Annotated in this window: 16 protein-coding genes; 5 read left to right on the top strand and 11 right to left on the bottom strand. The window is 60.6% G+C overall.

Going from position 1 to position 19,326, the window contains the following annotated elements:
* Window positions 1–2 precede the first annotated feature (2 nt).
* Both FJ320_03980 and FJ320_03975 read left to right on the top strand, forming a co-directional pair.
* Window positions 3–2,378, top strand: a complete 2,376-nt coding sequence (locus FJ320_03980) for a xanthine dehydrogenase family protein molybdopterin-binding subunit (protein ID MBM3925133.1) — start codon at window positions 3–5, stop codon at window positions 2,376–2,378.
* A gap of 2 nt (window positions 2,379–2,380) precedes the next feature.
* A complete protein-coding gene (locus FJ320_03975; GenBank protein MBM3925132.1) occupies window positions 2,381–2,644 on the top strand; it encodes a MoaD/ThiS family protein in 264 nt (87 codons plus the stop codon).
* Window positions 2,645–2,704: 60 nt separating this feature from the next.
* Here FJ320_03975 and FJ320_03970 read toward each other — a convergent pair whose 3' ends face one another.
* The 8 genes from FJ320_03970 to FJ320_03935 form a co-directional block, all read right to left on the bottom strand.
* Window positions 2,705–3,820 carry a hypothetical protein gene (locus tag FJ320_03970; GenBank protein ID MBM3925131.1) on the bottom strand — a complete coding sequence of 372 codons (1,116 nt, stop codon included), beginning with the start codon at window positions 3,818–3,820 and terminating at the stop codon, window positions 2,705–2,707.
* Window positions 3,821–3,912: 92 nt separating this feature from the next.
* Complete coding sequence (locus FJ320_03965) at window positions 3,913–4,356, bottom strand: type II toxin-antitoxin system VapC family toxin (GenBank protein ID MBM3925130.1); 444 nt, start codon at window positions 4,354–4,356, stop codon at window positions 3,913–3,915.
* 2 nt (window positions 4,357–4,358) lie between these two features.
* Window positions 4,359–4,667 carry a hypothetical protein gene (locus FJ320_03960; GenBank protein MBM3925129.1) on the bottom strand — a complete coding sequence of 103 codons (309 nt, stop codon included), beginning with the start codon at window positions 4,665–4,667 and terminating at the stop codon, window positions 4,359–4,361.
* 70 nt (window positions 4,668–4,737) lie between these two features.
* Window positions 4,738–5,946: a CoA transferase gene (locus tag FJ320_03955; GenBank protein MBM3925128.1), complete on the bottom strand. Its 1,209-nt coding sequence runs from the start codon at window positions 5,944–5,946 to the stop codon at window positions 4,738–4,740.
* Window positions 5,943–7,244, bottom strand: a complete 1,302-nt coding sequence (locus FJ320_03950; GenBank protein ID MBM3925127.1) for a CoA transferase — start codon at window positions 7,242–7,244, stop codon at window positions 5,943–5,945. The genes FJ320_03955 and FJ320_03950 overlap by 4 nt, the downstream gene beginning before the upstream one ends.
* Before the next feature lie 211 nt (window positions 7,245–7,455).
* Window positions 7,456–8,586 carry an acyl-CoA dehydrogenase gene (locus FJ320_03945; protein MBM3925126.1) on the bottom strand — a complete coding sequence of 377 codons (1,131 nt, stop codon included), beginning with the start codon at window positions 8,584–8,586 and terminating at the stop codon, window positions 7,456–7,458.
* Between the two features lie 2 nt (window positions 8,587–8,588).
* On the bottom strand, window positions 8,589–10,031 hold the full coding sequence (locus FJ320_03940) for a hypothetical protein (GenBank protein ID MBM3925125.1): 1,443 nt from the start codon (window positions 10,029–10,031) through the stop codon (window positions 8,589–8,591).
* Between the two features lie 74 nt (window positions 10,032–10,105).
* Window positions 10,106–11,107 carry an enoyl-CoA hydratase gene (locus FJ320_03935; GenBank protein ID MBM3925124.1) on the bottom strand — a complete coding sequence of 334 codons (1,002 nt, stop codon included), beginning with the start codon at window positions 11,105–11,107 and terminating at the stop codon, window positions 10,106–10,108.
* 347 nt (window positions 11,108–11,454) lie between these two features.
* Here FJ320_03935 and FJ320_03930 point away from each other — a divergent pair, with 347 nt between their 5' ends.
* Window positions 11,455–12,588 carry an amidohydrolase gene (locus FJ320_03930; GenBank protein MBM3925123.1) on the top strand — a complete coding sequence of 378 codons (1,134 nt, stop codon included), beginning with the start codon at window positions 11,455–11,457 and terminating at the stop codon, window positions 12,586–12,588.
* A gap of 496 nt (window positions 12,589–13,084) precedes the next feature.
* Here the strand turns inward: FJ320_03930 and FJ320_03925 are convergent, their stop codons facing one another.
* The 3 genes from FJ320_03925 to FJ320_03915 form a co-directional block, all read right to left on the bottom strand.
* A complete protein-coding gene (locus tag FJ320_03925; GenBank protein ID MBM3925122.1) occupies window positions 13,085–13,708 on the bottom strand; it encodes a hypothetical protein in 624 nt (207 codons plus the stop codon).
* A gap of 316 nt (window positions 13,709–14,024) precedes the next feature.
* Entirely contained in the window at window positions 14,025–14,630 is a 606-nt protein-coding gene (locus FJ320_03920; GenBank protein MBM3925121.1) for a cytochrome c, read from the bottom strand.
* On the bottom strand, window positions 14,458–15,288 hold the full coding sequence (locus FJ320_03915; GenBank protein ID MBM3925120.1) for a hypothetical protein: 831 nt from the start codon (window positions 15,286–15,288) through the stop codon (window positions 14,458–14,460). The genes FJ320_03920 and FJ320_03915 overlap by 173 nt, the downstream gene beginning before the upstream one ends.
* Before the next feature lie 494 nt (window positions 15,289–15,782).
* Between FJ320_03915 and mftG (FJ320_03910) the strand changes: the two genes are divergently transcribed.
* A complete protein-coding gene (gene mftG, locus FJ320_03910; GenBank protein MBM3925119.1) occupies window positions 15,783–17,306 on the top strand; it encodes a mycofactocin system GMC family oxidoreductase MftG in 1,524 nt (507 codons plus the stop codon).
* 279 nt (window positions 17,307–17,585) lie between these two features.
* Complete coding sequence (gene mftG, locus FJ320_03905; protein ID MBM3925118.1) at window positions 17,586–19,103, top strand: mycofactocin system GMC family oxidoreductase MftG; 1,518 nt, start codon at window positions 17,586–17,588, stop codon at window positions 19,101–19,103.
* Window positions 19,104–19,326: the final 223 nt, after the last annotated feature.

The raw sequence follows: 19,326 nt of genomic DNA, 5'->3' as shown, positions 1-19,326 counted from the left end.
ACATGACAACAACATCTAAGCCCAAGACGAAGACCAACGGGAAGTCGAACGGCGCGACTGAGTTTAAGGTGGTGGGGACGAGGCCTATCAGGCACGACGGCCTGGAGAAGGTCACGGGCCAGGCGCGGTATGGCGCGGACATACATCTCCCCGGAATGCTGCACGGAAGGGTGCTTCGCAGTCCCCATGCCCACGCCTGGATAAAGAGCATCGACTATAGCAAGGCCCTGGCGCTGCCAGGAGTGAAGGCGGTTATCACAGCGGACGATTTCGCGGCGCTTTCGGGGAAGGCTATCGATTTGGGCGAAGGGGCTATGACCAACCCTCGCTTTTTAAGCAACAATATCCTGGCCAAAGACAAGGTGCTTTATAAGGGGCATGCGGTGGCGGCGGTGGCGGCCATCAACCCGCACATCGCGGAGGAGGCCCTGGGGCTTATTGACGTAAAGTATGAGGTCTTGCCGCCGGTGCTGGACGGCAAGGAGGCGATGAAGCCCGGCGCGCCCATTCTCCACGAGCGCCTATTTACTGCCAACAATCCGTTTGTCCGCCCGGGCGGGCTGAAGGATGATAACGACAAGTCGGCGTCAAGCAACGTCGCTAGCCATTTTGTCTTTGAAATCGGCGACCTGAAGAAGGGGTTTGCTGAGGCGGACATAATCATCGAGCGGGACTTTGAGACCAAGGCGGTACATCAGGGGTACATCGAACCGCACTCGGCCACTGCGTCGTGGAACAAGGACGGGCGTGTAACGATATGGTGCAGTTCTCAGGGCCAGTTCACTATGCGGGACCAGACGGCGCAGCTCCTGGGGATCCCCAACTCGCAGATTAAAGTTATACAGATGGAGATTGGCGGTGGCTTTGGCGGGAAGACGCTGGTGTACCTGGAGCCTATCGCCACAGCGCTTTCTAAGAAGACCGGCCTGCCAGTGAAGGCATCGATGAGCCGGAAAGAGGTGTTTGAGGGAACAGGGCCGACGTCGGCTTCGCACATACGGGTGAAGATGGGTGTGAAGAAGAACGGCAAGATAACGGCGGCGGACGCTACACTGATTTACGCGGCGGGGGCGTTCCCCGGCTCGCCGGTGAACCCGGGCGTCCAGTGCATGCTATCGCCCTACGATATTCCCAACGCGCGTGTCGAGGGATATGACGTGGTGGTGAACACGCAGAAGACGGCGGCGTACCGCGCGCCCGGCTCGCCGGCGGCGGCGTACGCCTGCGAGTGTGTCGTCGACGAGCTGGCGGAGAAGGTGGGGATGGACCCGCTGGAGTTCCGGCTGCTGAACGGGGCAAAGGAAGGGACGCGTCGAGTGACCGGTCCTATTTTCCCCAAGATTGGCTATATCGAGATGGTCAAAGCAGGCAAGGCGCACGCCCACTGGAAGGCGCCGATAAAGGGGCCGTGGCGGGGCCGCGGTGTGGCGACGGGGTTCTGGTTCAATGGGACGGGACCGGCCTGCGCCATCGCGTCGGTCAACTCGGACGGCACCATTAAGCTGGTGGAGGGGTCACCGGACATTGGAGGCACCAGGGCAGTGGCAGCGATGCACGTGGCCGAAGTCCTGGGCCTCAAGGCTGAGGATGTACATCCATCGGTGGGGGATACGGATACGATAGGCTTTACATCGAACACGGGCGGCAGCAGCGTGGCGTTCAAGACCGGCTGGGCGTGCTACGAGGCGGCCCAGGATATCAAGCGTCAGATGATCGCGCGGGCGGCGAAGATATGGGACGTGAAGCCTGAGGACGTGGAGATGAAGGACGGGAAGTTTGCGCACAAGTCGGACCCGGAGCTAAAGTTTACATTCAAACAATTGGCGTCGAGGCTGCTGAACACGGGCGGGCCAGTGGTGGGCCGGGCGGCGATAGACCCCAAGGGCGCCGGCGGGGCTTTCGCGATGCACATCGCGGACGTGGAGGTGGACCCGGAGACGGGGAAGGTGCAGGTGCTTCGGTACACCACCATACAGGACGCGGGGAAAGCTATACATCCGAGCTATGTGGAAGGCCAGATGCAGGGCGGCGCGGTGCAGGGCATCGGCTGGGCGCTGAATGAGGAGTACTTCTTCAACAAAGACGGTGCGATGATTAACTCCAGCTTCCTGGACTATCGCATGCCGACGAGCCTGGACCTGCCGATGATCGACACGGAGATCGTCGAGGTGGCGAACCCTGGGCATCCCTACGGGGTGCGGGGAGTCGGAGAGGTGTCGATAGTGCCGCCCATGGCCGCTGTCGCCAACGCTATATACCATGCCACCGGCGTGAGGTTGTATAGGCTGCCGATGACGCCCGGGGTAATTCAGGAGGCCCTAGCCGCTAATTCGGGCGCCAAGAACGGTCCGGGGAAGAGGAACGGCAAGAAGGGCTAGCCGTGCCCAGGGTCTTCATACCCACCTTGCTGCTGCCCCTGACTAAAGGGGTCAAAGAGGTGGAGGTGGAGGCCAGGAACGTGAGGCAGGTTGTGGAGGCCCTGGAGGCCAGGTTCCCAGGCATCAAGGAGAGGCTGGTGGAGGACGGGCAACTGCGGCCAAACCTGGCGGTGTCGGTGGATGGGGAGATTGGCCGGATGGGGTTGATGGAGAAGGTTGCGACGGAGTCCGAGGTGCATTTCATACCGGCCATTGGCGGCGGGTGACGCACCAACTTAAGAATAGAAAAGGCGGGCCGATAACCGGCCCGCCTTTTTGTTTATAGCTTACTTGACGCCGAAGACGCGGGCGCAGTTTTCACCGGCGATGAGGACTTTTTCGTCTTCGGGGACGCCTTCAAGGATTCGGTCTACGATTTCGCGGGACTTGGGGAAGGTGGACTCGGCGTGGGGGTAATCGCTGCCCCACATGAGGGTGTTGACGCCGACGTAATCGCGGAGCTGGATGCCCAGGTCGTCCTCCTGGAAGCTAATGTACATGTGTTCCTTAAAGATGTCGCTGGGGAGGGCGCCGTTGGGGTGCCGGTAGGGAAACTTGGCGGGGCGCTCCTGGTAGATGTGGTCGGCGCGGTTGAGGAGGTAGGGCGCCCAGGAGATTTCGTACTCGACCACGCCGATTTTGAGTTTGGGGTGGCGGTCGAAGACGCTGGAGTAGAGGAGGGCGCAGATGTTGTCCTTCATGTGGTATTCCTGGTTGGTGAACTCCACCAGGCCCTTGTCGGCGCCGAAGGTGGGGACACCGCCGGGGACCCATCGGGAGGTGCCGATGTGGATGGCGAGGGGCATGTCCAGGTGTTCGGCGGCGTTCCAGAGGGGCTCGTACATGAGGGCGTCATAGCGGCCGAAGACGGGGCGCTGGGGTATCATGGCGCCGGCCAGGCCGATTTTGCGGGCGCGTTTTAGTTCTTTGACGCCTTCATCGACGCTATCGATATTGAGCATAGCGAGGCCGCGTAGGCGGTTGGGGTAGGGGCGGCAGAAGTCGGCGAGCCAGTCGTTATAGGCTCGGAAGACGGCGGAGAGGAGGTCGCTGGAAGGGATGACCCAGGTGGTGAGGCCCATGGAGGGGTAGACGACGCCGGCATAAACAGTGTCGACGTCCAGGTCTTTGACGTGGGCGTGGGGGTCGTAGCCGCCGGGGAGGACGTCCTCGTAGCGGCCCTCGGTGCGGATGGTCTCGGGGGCGGTAAATCGGCGGCCGGCCTGGGTGTTGGAGCCGACGACGCCAAATTTTACATCACCGTCGGCATACCACTGGTCGAACTCGCCTTCGCGGCGTACTCGAGGGGCGCGGTCTTTGAAGGCGGGGTCTATTCGCTCCAGCCAGAGGTCAGGGGGCTCCATGATGTGGGAGTCCGAGGAGACCAGCTTGAAGGTGGACATTATTTATCCTCCACGAGCTAACTAGAGATAAGTTAGCGAAAGGGGGGACTTGATGTCAATGAGGAGATGGCAGGGTGAGAGAACGAGTGCGCTTAGGAGTTAAGGTTTGGGTCTCCTATCCATTTGACGTTAGGGAATACTGAGACCGCTGCTTTGTAAAAACGCTGGTCTGCGGTCCAGAGTTCGCTATTCAGGTGTTGGGCTAAGGCCAGGTACAGAGAATCATAAATAGTGCTTTGCTTAAGTTGACTGGACAGTTGAACTGCATGGGTATAAAGACTGGGAGGCGTCATTAGTTGGATCTTTGCGGCATGTAGGTTATCAATCAGGGTTAGAATCTCAAGTTGCGACAACTCACCCCCGAGATGTTTTCTATATAGGGCATTAGCTACCTCAGCGAACATGAAGTGGGGCGCAACAGTGTCCTTACCCTCAACTGCCCATTGAGCAGTTAATGCGTATGCTAGATCTGAGAACGGCTCGACCACTAGGAGCTTAACTGCAAAACTAGCATCCAGAACGATCCAACCATTCATTGCTACTGAGATCGTTCTTCTAGGTATTTGGATCGTTCTTCGCGAGCCTGACGGATAATTTCTGTTGAATCATTTTTCAAAGCTTTCCCCTTAAAAACTTCGTCTCTGACCTTGCGCATTCGTTCGATGGCCTCCAGGGTTAAGCCTCTAGGTTTTGTTCGAAACTCCTCGTCCTTCTCCAACTCGTTAGAGATGGCGGCGAGGCAGTATTCACGCATGGAGACGCCTTTGAGGGCGGCCATAACTTTCAGTCGACGTTGAAAGCTGGTGTCCATGTCTAAGGTAAAACGGGTCTTGGTTTCTTGGGCCATAACAACACCTCCGGGGGTACAAACAGCATAGCAGTATTGCAGTATTTACTGCAATACTTAGATTGTTAGTTTAGCTCAGGAGTCCGGACTCAGTCTCTCGCTTGATGCGGGCGTCGCCCCAGCCCAGGATTTCTTTGCAGACCCACTCGGTGTGCTCGCCGAGGAGGGGGGAGGGCTGGTAGGTAGGGTGGCCTTCGGAGAGCTTGAACTCGACGCCGTCATAGGCGTGGCGGCCTATCTCCTTGTGGTCGAGGAAGACGTAATGATTGCGGTGCTTAAACTGGGGGTCGTTGAAGAGGTCTTCGCAGGTCTGGACCACACCGGCGGGCACACCTGCGGCCTGGCATCGATGCATGACGTCGAAGGCGTCTTTGTCGTGGGTCCAGGCGCTGATGAGCTTGTCGATTTCATCCTCGTGCTTCTTACGGGACTCCTGGGTGGCGTAGCGTTTGTCCTTAGCTAGCTCTGGCCTGCCGATGACTTTGCAGAGGGCTATCCAGTCCTGGTCGTTCTGGCAGCCGATGGCGCACCACCGGTCCTCGCCCTGGCAGGGGTAGGCATTGTGGGGGGCGTGGGACACGTGCCGATTCCCCTGGCGCACGGGGACTCGATGGTTGCCGGCGTAGTCCATGAGGGCGTCGGCGACGAAGTAGAGGGAGCCTTCTAGCTGCGACATATCGATATAGACGCCCTGGCCGGTGCGTCGCCGGTGGTCGAGGGCGGCGCCGAGGGCGGCGACGGCGAGGCGGGGGAGGAGGAAGTCGGTGTAGGCGCCGTAGGGACTGGTGGGGGTACGGTCGGGCCAGCCGGTAAGGTGGGTGTGGCCGGAGAGGGCGGTGAGGACGGGGCCAAAGCCCGGGTGATTAGAGAAGGGGCCGCCTCGTCCCTGCATGGAGGCGCTAAACATAATGAGGTTGGGGTTGACCTTCTTGAGGTCTTCATAACCCAGGCCCCACTTCTCCATAACGCCGGGCGTAAAGTTCTCGGTGACGATGTCAGCCCATTTGGCGAGTTCCAGGGCGACATCTTTGGCACGGGGGTCGCCCATGTTGAGGGCCATGCTATGCTTGCCGCTGTTGTAGTTGGCGAAATAGGCGCTGTGGTTGGTGCCGGGGGTGTTGTTTTTGAGGGGCGTGGCGGTACGGATGGTATCGATGCGGTGGATGGACTCAATGCGCACGACCGTGGCGCCGAAGTCGGCGAAGTAGCGGGTAGTCATAGGGCCGATGGCGACCCAGCAGAAGTCGAGGACTTTTACGCCTTCAAATGGGTGGGTCATATCGCCTTGGCCTCTTTCAGTTTCTTCAGTTCCCGCGAGGTCAGACCGAACTCTTTTTGGTAGACCTCGTCGTTATGCTGGCCGATGCGGGGGGCACGGCGGATGGCCTCGTTGGGGCTGAGGCCAGTTTTGATGAAGGGGCCGAGGATGGGCATGGTCTTCTGGCCGTCGGGGCCCAGGGGAGGCTCGACCTTCTGAAAGAAGTCGCGGGCGATAAGCTGGGGGTACTCGAAGACGTCCTTGGGGTCGTTGACGGGGAAGAGGAGGATGCGGCGTTTGAGGGCGCCGTCGGCCAGTTCACGTTTGGTCTTGGTCTTGAAGAAGCGTTCCAGGGGCGGCGTCATTTCGTCTAGAAGCTCCTTGCCGAGGCGACCAAAGCCGATTTCACCCCAGTTGGTCTCGCGGAGGACGCGATGGCCCATCTCCTCCTCGTCCATCCAGTTAGATAGATTCATCATGCTGCGTCCGCCAGTATGGCCGCCGGGCTGTATGAAATTGACATAGCCATCCTTACATTCCCAGTTGATGCGCAGATTGACCTGGCCGACGGGGCGGAAGGGGCCCTGGCGCTTCATGTTGTAGCGCTCCATGTCCCAGATCATGGGGGCGTGGGAGAGGGCGCGGGCCACGGCCTGCTGGCAGGAGACATCGACGTGCTGGCCCTGGCCGGTTAGGAGTCGGTGGTAGTTGGCGATCATGGCGCCCGCCGCGCCGGAAGCGCCGCCAGCGACCCAGAACTGGGGGGAGGTGACGCGGACGGGAGGCCGGTCGGTATCACCGGTGAGGTACATCATGCCGCTGAGGGCCATGCCGGTGAGGTCCAGGGCGCGGTAGTCTTTGTAGGGGCCGTCCTGACCGAAGGCGGTGATGGATACAAATATGAGGGCGGGATTTATCTTCTTGATCTGCTTATAACCCAAGCCTAGCTCATGTAGATAGCCCGGGTTAAAGGACTCGATGAGGAAGTGGCTGTCTTTGACGAGGCGCTTGAGGACGGCCTGGCCTTCGGGCTTTTCGATGTCGAGGGTAACGCTGCGCTTGTTGCTGGCGTTCAATGCCCAGAAGAGGCTTTTTTCGGGGTCGGGGTCGTCCTGGTAGAAAGGGCCGGCGCGCCGGGAAGGGTTGCCCCAGGGAGGCTCGACGGCGATGACGTTGGCGCCGAGGTCGGCGAGGATTTTGCCGCACATGATGCCGCGGCTATCGGAGAGGTCTAGGACGCGGTAGGGGGAGAGCATGTTAGTGGGGCCGGCCTCTTGAGATTCCGGACAGTGGGTTATGAAGAGCCAACGTGTCTTCAAGCGGGGCCACCATCCCCTGGCCCCTTCCTTTTAGGAAGGGGAAGAAAAAAGATTGCACCAATTCCCCCTCTAACTCCCCCTTTTCCTCACGAGGAAAAGAGGGAGAACCTGATGTGACTTCACCTTCCCACTCGTCCCTACAGGCAAAAGTGGAGTGAACAAATTCGGAGGAATTGAGGGCTCGTGGCATGAGTGTGTTTAAGGCCAAAGTCTAGATGACGCCTTGGGCTTCCAGGGCGTTGGTGAGGCGGCGCTTGTGGAATTTGGGGTCGCCGAGGTAGTGGTAGAGGGTGCGGGACATTTTGGTGTGGAGGTAGAGGCCGTACTCGCGCATGATGCCGAGGCCGGCGTGGACTTCGTGGGCGGCGTTGCACACCTGGTAGTAGGCCTCGCTGGCGAGGGCTTTGGCCATGTGGACGCTGGCGGCGGCGGGCTGGCCGGTATCGAGCTTCCAAAGGGCCTCGTAGGTGGCCCATCGAGCGGCGTCCAGCTGGTTGACCTGCTCGATGACATGGTCCTGGACGCGCTGGAACCGTCCGATGACCATGCCGAACTGGACGCGGGTGTTGGCGTATTCCAGGGACATTTCGAAGACCTTCTCGCTGCCGCCGACCTGGTAGGCACATAGAATGGGGATGGCTTTTTGGAGCGTTCGTTCCAGGATAGTCCAGCCGTCCTCGCGGCCTTCGCCGAGGAGGTTGGACTCGTGGATGATGACGCGGTCGAAACGGACTTCGCCGACGCCGGTGGTGAAGCCCGGGAGGGGCCGTAGGGACACGCCGGGGGTCTTGGCGTCGACAATGAAGAGGCCGATTTTGCCGCTGCCGAGGCGGGCGGCGCAGAGGATGTGGGTAGCGCCGATGGCGTCCTGGACGAAGAGCTTAGCGCCGTTGAGGGTGTAGCTGCCGTTTCGCTTGGCGGCTTTCATCTGGATCTGGCTGGCCGACCAACCGTAGTCGGACTCGGTAATGGCGGGAGCCAAGACAACCGTTGCGCCGACGGCGAGACGGGGGAGGAGGCTCATCTTCTGCTCGGGGGTAGCGCCTTCCAGGACAGTGAGGGTGCCGAGGACAGCGGAGGAGAAGTGGGGACCGGGGACGGGACCTCGGCCCAGCTCATGGAATATGACAGCGGCGTCGGTGAGGGAGCCGCCTTCGCCGCCAAACTCGTCGGGGATGAGGAGGCCGGCCCAGCCAAGGTCGGCGATCTTCTTCCAGTCGGAGGGCTGGAAGCCGCCGTTGGTGTCCTTCTTAACGAGGTTGTCTTTGGAGAACTCGCGCTCCACCAGCTCGCGGGCGGAGGCTTTGAGCATCTCCTGGCTTTCGGTAAGAGAGAGGTCCATGGCTAGCGAAGCACCCCCGCCTGTTCTTTGACGGCGCGTCCAATACCGAGACGGCGGGCGATAATGACCTTCTGTATCTCCACGGTGCCGCCCGGGTGCTGCGCGACGATGCCGCCGCGCTGCTGGACTTCGATGTGGCCGTCCTCCAGGCCGCGCTCTTTATCAAGGGTGAGGGCGTAGGGGCCGAGGATTTTGTGGAGGGACTTGGAGGTGCGGAGGGCGGCGCGCTTCATGTGGAGGTAGGCCTGGGGGCCTTCGTAGGTCATCGGCTTTTTGGCGGAGCGCATCCAGTAGTTGCGGAGGTGGAGAAGGCGGGTAAGCTCGGAGTCGATATAGAGGTCAGCGAGTTCTTCGCGGACGTCGTCGTGCTCAAGGAGATGTCTGCCTTCGCGCTTCAAGTCGCGGCAGACCTTGAAGACCTTCTGAAGGGTGCGGTCGCCGTTAAGAGAGCCTTGCATAAGGCCGTGCTCCAACTCAAGGTGGGTGCCGGCGACTTTCCAGCCGTTGTTCTCGCCGCCGACGAGGTTGAAGGCAGGGATGCGGACGTTCTCCAGATAGACGGTATTCTTGTAGCCGCTGAGGGCGCCGGACTCGTTGCCGGCGAAGATGAGGTCCATGTGGGTCCAGGTGACGCCGGGGAGGTCCATGGGGAGGACGAACCAGCTAAGATTCTCGTGGCGCTTGCCGTTGGGGCTGGTGTTGGCGATCATCCAGGACCATTCGGCGCCGTGGGCGCTGCCGACGAAGATTTTCTGGCCGTTGACGACATAGTGGTCGCCGTCACGGATGGCGGTGGTCTTGACGTTGGCGAGGTCGGAGCCGGCGTCGGGCTCGGTGAGGAGCTGCCAGCTTCGGACTTTGCCGGTAAGGATAGGAGGTAGGAAGGCGCGCTTCTGCTCATCGGTGCCCCAGACCATGATGGTGGCGGCGGCCAGCTTGCCGCCGGAGTCGTAGTAGGGGGGCAGAAGCTGGTCGTAGCGGTCAAGCTCGGTCTCGATGATGATGGCCTCGTCATCGGAGAGGCCGCCGCCGCCGTACTCTTTGGGGTAGGTGGGGTAGAGCCAGCCTAGCTCGGCCATTTTGCGGCCAAGGGCGCGCTGTTTGTTGTAGCCTTCCAGGGTGAGGTCAACGGGGTCGGCAGGGTTCTCCATGCCGTCGGGGATGTTGGCTTTGAGCCAGTCCTGGACTTTTTTACGGAAGCCTTCTAATTCCGGGGTGAATTTGAGTTCAAAGTCCATAAAAAGTAGTCTTTCTAGAGTGGTGAATGGGCATGAAAGGGATGGACCATCTTCTATCCTGGCGCCCGAAAGGAGAGAAAGAATAAGCGCAGCGCGATAGGCGGCATTGATAAAGCATCGTATCCATAGGGTTTCACCCCTCATCCTGCACCTTCTCCCACAAGGGGAGAAGGAGGGGCATGTTAGCCTGCAACCAACCTTGGACATATCCAAGACGGGGCGCGAACACGGCGGTCAGGTATGAGTTTAGGGGATTTGCGGGCATTTTGAGGTGATGGTAGTTATTTTCCTTTGAAGTTTGGGGGGCGCTTTTCCAGGAAGGCGCGGACGGCCTCTCGGTGGTCTTCGGTGTCGCGGACTTTCTCCTGGACGGCGTTGGCGAGTTCCAGGCTTTGCTCAAGGTTGGTGTCCAAGGACTTGTGCACTAGATATTTTATCAGAGAGATGGCGAAGGTAGGCCCCTGGGCTATGCGCAGCGCCAGGGCTTCGGCTTCACGCATCATCTGGTCGTGGGGGTAGAGCTTGCTGACGAGGCCGATGCGGTAGGCCTCGGCGCCGTCGATGCGGTCGCCGGTGTACTGGAGGAGGAAGGTGTGGCTGAGGCCGATGAGTCGGGGGAGCTGCCAGCAGGAGCCGTCGCCGGGGACGAGGCCCATGCGGACAAAGGCTTCGGAGAAGGAGGCTTTCTCGGAGGCCACACGGATGTCGCAGGCGAGGGCGAGGCCCATGCCGACGCCGATGGCGTGGCCGTTGACGGCGGCGATGGATGGCTTCTGAAGCCGATGGAGGCGGAGGGGCATGAGGGCGCCGGAGTTAGGCTCGATTTCGGAGCGCTTGCCGAGGGAAGCTTCCATGGCGCCCCAGGGTAAGGTGGGCCCGGCGGTCTGCTCCTGACGCTCTTTGGCCTGCTGGTCAAATCGGCGGACGTTGGCGCCGGAGCAGAAGGAGGGGTCCTGGCCGGTGAGGAGGAGGACGCGGTCGTTGGGGTCCTTCTCGAATCGGTCCAACTCATCGAAGAGGGCTTTGACCATGTCGGGGCCCAGGGCGTTGCGGGTAGTAGGGTCGTTGAGGGTGAGCTTCAAGACCCCGTTATGGCGTTCGACTATGACGTAGGGTTCAGGCATGGGTACTCCGGTCTTGCCCTCAAGAAGCTTGGTGCATATTACATTCCTGGTCATACGCGGGATACCATCCCCTGGCCCCTTTCCCGACTGCATCGGGACTGAGTACAGCCTGCTGGAAGGGGAAGAGAAATAAAGTACCACAACCCCCTCCTTCGGCATACTCAGGACGGCGTCTAACTCCCCCTTCGCCTTCCAGGCCGAAGGGGGAGGACCAGAATGGAAAGCTCCCAGCACCGTCTGCACAAAAGGCTCGTGGCTCAGATTGCATCACGCGTTCATGAGAGGAGAAGGTGGAGCGGCAGGCAATGTGCAGCCTAGCTAATATTGAAGTGGTCATGACAGGTAGGGGTAAATATAGGGTAAGGGACGTTGCTGGGGCAAGGTGGCGCTGGGTTTGCATATTGGGGAGGGTTCCTTGACTGGGGGTTCGGCATCTGGTAAAAGCAGGGGGAGGGCTGCCTGCTATCGTCGGGATTGGAGAGAATTTAGATGGAAGGAGCTATGGGATGAAGTACGACGTTATTTCCGGGGACTCGCACATCGATATGACGTGGATGCCGGGGACGCTGTTTGTGGAGATGGCGCCGCCGAAGTTCAAGAAGGACGTGCCGCAGATAGTCCAGAAGCCGGACGGGCCGCACTGGGTGGCGGAGGGGAAGGACCTGGGGGTGTACGGCGGGCTGGGGTTTGGGTTTACGAAGCCTGAGAGGGGACACTCCAAGCACGTCGACAAGATGTACGAGTACGGGTTCTACGAGGGCGGGCCGCATCCGACGACGCCGGAGCTTCGGTTGAAGGATATGTCGGTGGACGGGATTGACGCGGAGGTTATCTATGGGATTCTGGGTGTGGGGATGAGGTTCCAGAACAAGGAGATGACGCAGGCGGTATATGAGATATACAACTCGTGGGCGGCGGAGTTCTGCAAGAAGGAGCCTGGCCGCTGGGCGGCGCTGGCGTGCATACCGAACCACGACCCGAAGATAGCGGCCAGCGAGTTAAGGCGGGCGGCGAGGCTGGGGCTGAAGGGCGCGGACTTCGCGGTGGCGACGGCGGTGAAGCCGGTGTGGCATCGCGATTGGGATGTGTTCTGGGAGGCGGCGGGGGAGACGGGGCTGCCGATATCGTTCCACACGACGGGGCCGAACGTCCGGGAGCCTAACGACCCGGCCATGGCAAAGGAGTACGACGAGGCGTTCAGGATGGTGAAGATAAGCCTGTTTCAGGTGTGCGGGAGCGAGTACCTGGCCAGCGCGATATTCGGCGGGGCGTGCGAGCGATACCCGGACTTCAAGTTTGTGCTGGGCGAGTGCGGGATAACGTGGCTGCCGCACGTGCTGAATCGCATGGATGAGGAGTTTATAGACCGACGGGCGCAGAATAAGGGGCTGAGCATGAAGCCCAGCGAGTACTGGAGCCGGCAGGGGTACAGCACGTACCAGCATGAGGTGGGGCTGGCGGACTTTGTGCCGATGGTGGGGGAGGACAGGGTGATATGGGGGAGCGACTACCCGCACCCGGACGGGATATGGCCGGAGTCCAAGAAGTGGATTGAGGAGGACCTGGAAGGGGTGAGCGCGAAGGCGCGGAAGAAGATAACGAGGGATAATGCGGGGAAGCTGTACGGGTTTTTGAAGTAGCCTTCCTTCAAACTAGGATTTCAGAGCCCGTCCTTCGGCTGAAGGACGGGCTTTTTGTTGGGGGCTAAAGAGCCCCCAACAAAAAGGGAGGTGCTAGTTATCCCGGTAAGTTTTAGAGATGGAAAGTGATGGCAGGTAGCCTTAATAAAGGATTGTTGAGCCAGGGTTTCACCCTCATCCTACGCCTTCCCCCATCAAGGGGGAAGGAATTTTCTTGGAGGCTGCTAGTCGTTTCATGCGTATCGAACCTCAACTAGCACCAGGCCTTCAATGGGGAGAAAGGAGGGCCAGCCAAAGGCTTATTCTCATGCAGCCTCCTTTACCCAATTCAGTTGTTAAACTTCGGCTGAAGGACGGGCTTTTTGTTGGAGTTAGAGTGGGAGGACTGTACCGCCGACTTCAGTCGGCGGCATTGGCCCTATTGGCAACATTGTAGAGCACATCGGAGTGGGGATTCGTTTTGGGGAGTCGATTTGCAATTTTTTTCCAAATCGACTCAGGTTTTCAGGCGTGAATCAGGCGTGGAGTCGTTTTCGTTGTTTTCTTCGTTTTCTTCGAGGGGGTGATAGATTTTGTCGATGAGGGCCTGAGTCTTAAGCATGCTAGTCATGGCATGGACGAGGTAGGCGATTTCTTTAGGGCTAGCGTCGGGGTCGACAATAAGCTGGAGGTAGCGAACTCGCAGGAGGGAAATCTCTTCTCGTAGGTCCAAGTTTTCATTGGCCATATACTCTTGCACCATTGCCCACTCCTTGGGGGCGAGGCGCCTGGGGTGGAGGTCATATTTGCGGGCGTTCTGGTTGCCGGGCTGGCCGCCGGGGCGGCGCTTTTTGGCCTGTTCCTCTTTCTTAGCGGCATTTTTAGCAGCCTGCCACTGCTCCAATTGGTTAAGAATGTTGTTGGCCTCCTCAAAGAAACGCTTTCGGCATTCGCCGTCGCACTTACCTGTGGGAGGATTTTGCATCGAGAGGTGGGCGCATTCATTGGAACACAACAGCGCGGGGTCTATAACGTTGAGTGGAGCCTCAGGGTCTTCGTCGGTGGGCATGGGGACAGGTGGCAGGGTGTCCGTGGCGAGGTGGGAACTGATAGGGTGGGACGGCTGGGGATTAGATTCCATGAAGGGCCTCCACGGGTTTGGTGTGTAGGGAATAATAGAACATATGTATTTATTAAAGCAAGCGAAAGTTGTCACAAAAGGGGAGAAGGGAACAAGGGTGGGCTAAATGGGAGGTCGGTGGTGGGCATAGATCCTTCGCCAGGCTCAGGTCCGATTACATCGGACTGCCCTGAATAATGAGATATTGTGGGGAGATGACAGAACTCTTTCTATCGCGCACCCTTAGAATAATTATCCGACGCTTGGAGAGGGCAGGTCACAGACCTGCCCCTACGAAGAGAACTGGATTCCAGCTTCCGCTGGAATGACGGGAGGGTCAGGGGGATGGGGTGGAGAACTGGGCATCCCAGTTGCGGGAGACTTCGGCCTGGAAGTCGCGGTTCTCCTGGGTCCATAGGGTCTTGAAGTAGGCGAGGATGTCATCAACGTCATCTTCGGTGAGGGTGGCGGCGAAGGAGGGCATACGGCGGCCTGGATAGTCGAGGCGGCCGAGGATGATGCCGGCGAGCTGTCCGTCGGCGTGGTGCCAGGTGTGGCCGCCGGGGCCGTGGATGGGAGCGCCCTCGATGCGGCCCTGTCCGGAGGAGGCGTCGCCGTGGCAGGACTGGCAATTCTGGTTGTAGAGGGCGGCACCGCGCTGGGCTTGGGCGGGGTTTGGGGAGGGGGCGGGAGAGGGGGCGTTGCCGCCGCAGGCGGCTAGCGAGAGTACCAACGGAAGACCTACAGCCAGAGCGAGCCGGCGTAGAAGGTTACAAGGCAAAAGTCTTTTTGAAGAAGCCTGAGACGACCTGGGCGGCGGTGTCGCCGAGGGCGTAGGTGGCGTGGCCGACGCCTTTGAAGGTGTGGAAGGTGAATCGAGCGCCGACGGGGCTGAGGGCGTGGGAGAGTCGGACGGGGTTTTCCTGGTAGAGCATGTTTTCATCGAGGTCGCCGTGGATGAAGATAACCTCGGGCAACTGGGAGGCCAGGCTTTTGCCCATTTTGTCTTCCAGGAGGCGGGTGCGGGTGACGGGGTCGTTGAAGGAGAGGGTGGCGAAGGCGGCGTCGTCGGGGGTGTCGGCGGGGATGCCGTAGGCTTCCAGGAGGTGGCCTTTGAACTTGTGCTGCCGGATGACGCTTTCGTAGGAGAGGGTGGCCTGCTGGAGGGCGGCGGCTTTGACTTTGCCGAGGAGGGGGCCGGTGACGGAGTTCCAAACGAGGGCGCCGCCGAGGCCTCCGCCCCAGATGCCGATGCGGGCGCGGTCTATGTTGGCGTTCTGGGTGATGGCGGTGTGGAGGGCGGCGTTGGCGGCGACGGCGTTGGGTCGGCCCCAGTGGTTGCCGGTGGCGTGGGTGCTGGCGACGGCGATACCGGCCTCGGTGAGCCGGTTTATAAAGGTGGTCTTGCCTTCGTCCTTGAGCCAGTCGGCCTCCCCGTCCTTGACGTAGCCGGTGTTGCCGTGGCACTGGATGACGCAGGGGGTGGGCGCGCCGGAGGCTTTGAAGCTGGCGGGAGTGCGGAGGAAGCACCATTCGCCGCCGGCCTGGAAGAATACGGTCTGGGCGGCGTCTTTGAGTTTGGGGAGAGGTCTATCAGCCATAGTTCCCTCCAGGGACGTAGAAAGAAGGTGGAGTTATATTAACATGGCGCTAGTTTTTGCCATAGGGCGACTTTATAATGCGGGGTTATTCTGGGGTGGATCGTATTTGACATGACGGCTTGACTCTGAAAATGGGAACATTCCTCGTTCGGGGCCACCATCCCCTTTATCTCGCCACGGCGAGCTTGCAGCCCCTTCCTCTTCGGGAAGGGGAAAGAAAAAAGACACCACAACCCCCTCCTTCGGCCAGGCTCAGGACGGCGTCTAACTCCCCCTTCGTCCCTCGGGGGATACTCGGGACAGGCTCTTCCAGGCCGAAGGGGGAGGACCAGAATGGGAGGGCCCGCCCTGTCGCTAGTTGCAGCGGGGAAAGGCGCAAATTGCCTGCGCTCTCGGTTAGGAAAGATACTAGGCGGAGGCGGGTAAACTATATAATTCTGTTTTTCCGATAAACGAGAATTGGTCAGCACTGAATTGAAACTTTAGGAGATGAGATGGGATACGACGTGATAGTTGTGGGGGCGGGAGCGTCAGGGGCGGCGCTGGCGGCGCGGCTGTCGGAGGACGCGAAGCGCAGCGTGCTGCTGCTGGAGGCGGGAGCCGACTATTCGACGGTGGACCTCCTGCCGGAAGACGTGAGGGATGGCAGCGACGCGATTAAGGCGTCGCGGGGAGGCAGCCTGTGGGACTATATGGCGGTGGCGAATCGACATCAGGGGATGCCGATGACGCTGCAGCGGGGCAAGGTGGTGGGCGGGTCGAGCTCAGTGAACGGGATGGTGTTTATTCGAGGCGTGCCGGAGGACTACGACTACTGGGCGAAACTGGGGAACAGCGAGTGGTCGTACACCAAGGTCTTGCCGTACTTTCGGAAGCTGGAGACGGACCTGGACTTTGGAGGGGACTTTCACGGGAAGGAGGGGCCGATACCGGTGCGTCGTTTCAAGCCGGAGGAGTGGAGGCCGAGCCTGCGGGCGTTTTACCAGGCGTGCCGCAGCGCGGGGTTTCCGGACAATCCGGACCATAACGCGCCGGACGCTCACGGTGTGGGGGCGAGGCCGCTGAACCAGGTGGGCGGCGTGAGGATGAGCACCAACCTTTGCTATTTGAATCCGAACCGGCATCGAATGAACCTGACGATTCGGGGAAATGTAAACGTGAGGCGGGTGTTGTTCAAGGGCCGGAGGGCGGTAGGTGTGGAGTGCGAGAGCGGAGGGTCCGCCTCCGGCGGATATAAGGTGGAGGGGGACGAGGTGATCTTGAGCGCGGGGGCGATAGGGTCGCCGTTCATTTTGATGCACTCGGGGGTAGGGCCGTGGGGCAAGCTGGAGTCGCTGGGGATACCGGTGTCGCACGACCTGCCGGGGGTGGGAGAACACCTGACGGACCATCCGTCGGTGCTGGTGTACTTCAAGTACAGGTCGGGGTGCGAGGAGCCGGCGACTATCAGCCAGGTGGGTATGAGCTACACGGCCAGGGGGTCGAAGATTCGCAACGACATGTTTCTCAGCCCGTACCCAGGGGAGATATACAAGGGCCAGCCGCACATGGGGGCGAGGGTGATTCTGGAGATGGCGCACAGCTATGGGAAGGTGTCGCTGGTGTCGTCGGACCCGAGGGTGAACCCCCGGATAGAGTTCAACTACCTGGAGGACGCGCAGGACGTGGCGAAGATGCGGGAGGGGGTGAGGCTGTTGGACAGGATATGCTCAGACAAGGCGTTCAAGAAGATACTGGAGTGCCGGAGCCAGCCTACGGACACAGATATGGCGTCGGACGAGGCGCTGGACAGGTGGATAGTGAGGAACGCGATTACGTCGCATCACGCGTCGGGGACGTGCAAGATGGGGGCGGAGACGGACGCGAAGGCGGTGGTGGACCAGTACGGGCGGGTGCACGGGCTGGAGGGGATTAGGGTGGCGGATGCGTCGATTATGCCGGAGATTGTGCGGGCGAACACGAACTGCACGTCGATAATGATTGGGGAGAGGGTGGCGGACTGGGTGAAGGGAGGGTAAGGGGGCTGGCCCCCTTGGGAACCCCGAGGTATCTTTGACTCCTGGTACTCGCGAAGATGCCTGAGTAGCACTATGGGATACCATCCCCTGACCCCTTCCTGCTGGAAGGGGAAGAGAAATAAGAAACCACAACCCCCTCCTTCGGCATACTCAGGACGGCGTCTAACTCCCCCTTCGCCTTCCAGGCCGAAGGGGGAGAACCAGAATGGGAGAAGCGCATTAGCCGCCTTATAATGAGCCGCTACCAATTCCGTCGGGACAGCCAGGTGAGATAAAGCTATGAAATATGATGTCGTGATAGTGGGGGCGGGGGCGTCAGGGGCGGCGCTGGCGGCGCGGCTGTCGGAGGACGTAGGGGTGAGGGTGCTGGTGTTGGAGGAGGGGCCGGACTATCCGACGCTGGAGGCTACGCCGCGGGACGTGAAGCATTTTTATGGGAAGCTGTCCACGCTTCAGGGCGAGTATGTTTGGCGGTGTTCAGCGTATGTGAATGAGGAGCAGGGGCTGTCCGACGCGGTGATGCGGGGCCGATGTGTGGGCGGGTCCAGCGCGATTAACGGGGCGGTGCTATTCAGGGGGCTGCCGGGGGACTTTGACGGGTGGACGTCGTTGGGGAACAGCGAGTGGTCGTTTGAGAAGGTGCTGCCGTATTTCAAGCGGATGGAGTGTGACGAGGACTTTGGAGGGGAGTTTCACGGGCGGGACGGGCCGATGCCGGTGCGCCGGGCGGGGTTTGAGGAGATGCTGCCGGTGGCGTCGGCGTTCTACCAGGCGTGCTTGGCGAAGGGGTTCGCGGAGCGGGCGGACTTGAACTCGCCGGAGGCGGTGGAGGGGGTGGGGCCGCACTGCGTGGCGGACAGGAACGGGCTGAGGGTGAACACGTCGATGGCGTATTTGTGGCCGGCGAGGCAGCGCAAGAATTTGACGATTATTGGTAACCGCAAGGCGCAGCGGGTGGTTTTGAAGGGGAGCAGGGCGGTGGGAGTGGAGGTGGTGTCGGGGAGGGAGGTGTCGGTGGTGGAGGCGGGAGAGGTGATCCTGAGCGCGGGGGCGATAGGGTCACCGTTTATTTTGATGCATTCGGGGATTGGGCCGAAGGAGGTCTTGGAGTCGAAGGGGATCAGGGTGCGACATGACCTGCCGGGGGTCGGAAGGCACCTGATGAACCATGTGAGCGCGCCGGTGGCGTTTAAGAACGGGCCGGGGCTGAGGCGGGATGTTTTAATAAGCCAGGTTATTTTGAGGTGGACATCGTCAGGGTCGGCGGTGAAGGGGGATATGAGCCTGGCGGTGGACGCGCGGTATGACATCGACGGCGCGCCGCACACCCGGCTGGGGGTGGGGTTACAGTCGCCGAAGAGCGAGGGGTATATCGAGCTGGTGTCGTCGGACCCAGAGGCTGCGCCGGTGCTGCATTATCGGGCGCTGTCGGAGGGGGAGGACATGAGGCGGATGAGGGAGGGGGTGAGGATGGCGGTGGATATGAGGCGCCGCGCGGAGTTCCAGGGGTTGTTTGCGGGGCTGACGGCGCCGGGGCCTAGGGACCTGGAGTCGGAGGGGGCGTTGGAGGAGTGGATTCGGCTGAATGTGAAGGCGTCGCAGCACTATTGCGGGACGTGCAGGATGGGGACGGGAGATGAGGCGGTGGTGGACCAGTGGTGCCGGGTGAGGGGGATGGAGGGGCTCAGGGTGGTGGACGCGTCGATAATGCCCGGGATTACGAGGCCGGCGATATATGGGACGTGCGTGATGATAGGGGAGAGGGCGGCGGATTTGGTTAAGGGGACGATGAGGTAGGGAAGGGGACGAGGGTGCGGGGGCTATTCTAGACCCTCCATCCATCCCTGACCCCTCATCCTAGCCCCCCACGATGGACATTGGGACCTCATATCGATATGAATCAAGGCGTTCGACCTCAAGGGGGGAAGGGATCAGAGGGGAGGCCCCGCCTTTCCCACGCTAGTGCGGGGTAGCTTAGCCTGGCGGACGGAGCGTGGAGCCAGGGTTTCACCCTCACCTT

Source organism: SAR202 cluster bacterium (assembly GCA_016872285.1).
Lineage (GTDB): Bacteria > Chloroflexota > Dehalococcoidia > Lucifugimonadales.
Note: the sequence above shows the minus strand (reverse complement) of the source record. Positions and strands in the feature narration are given on the sequence as shown.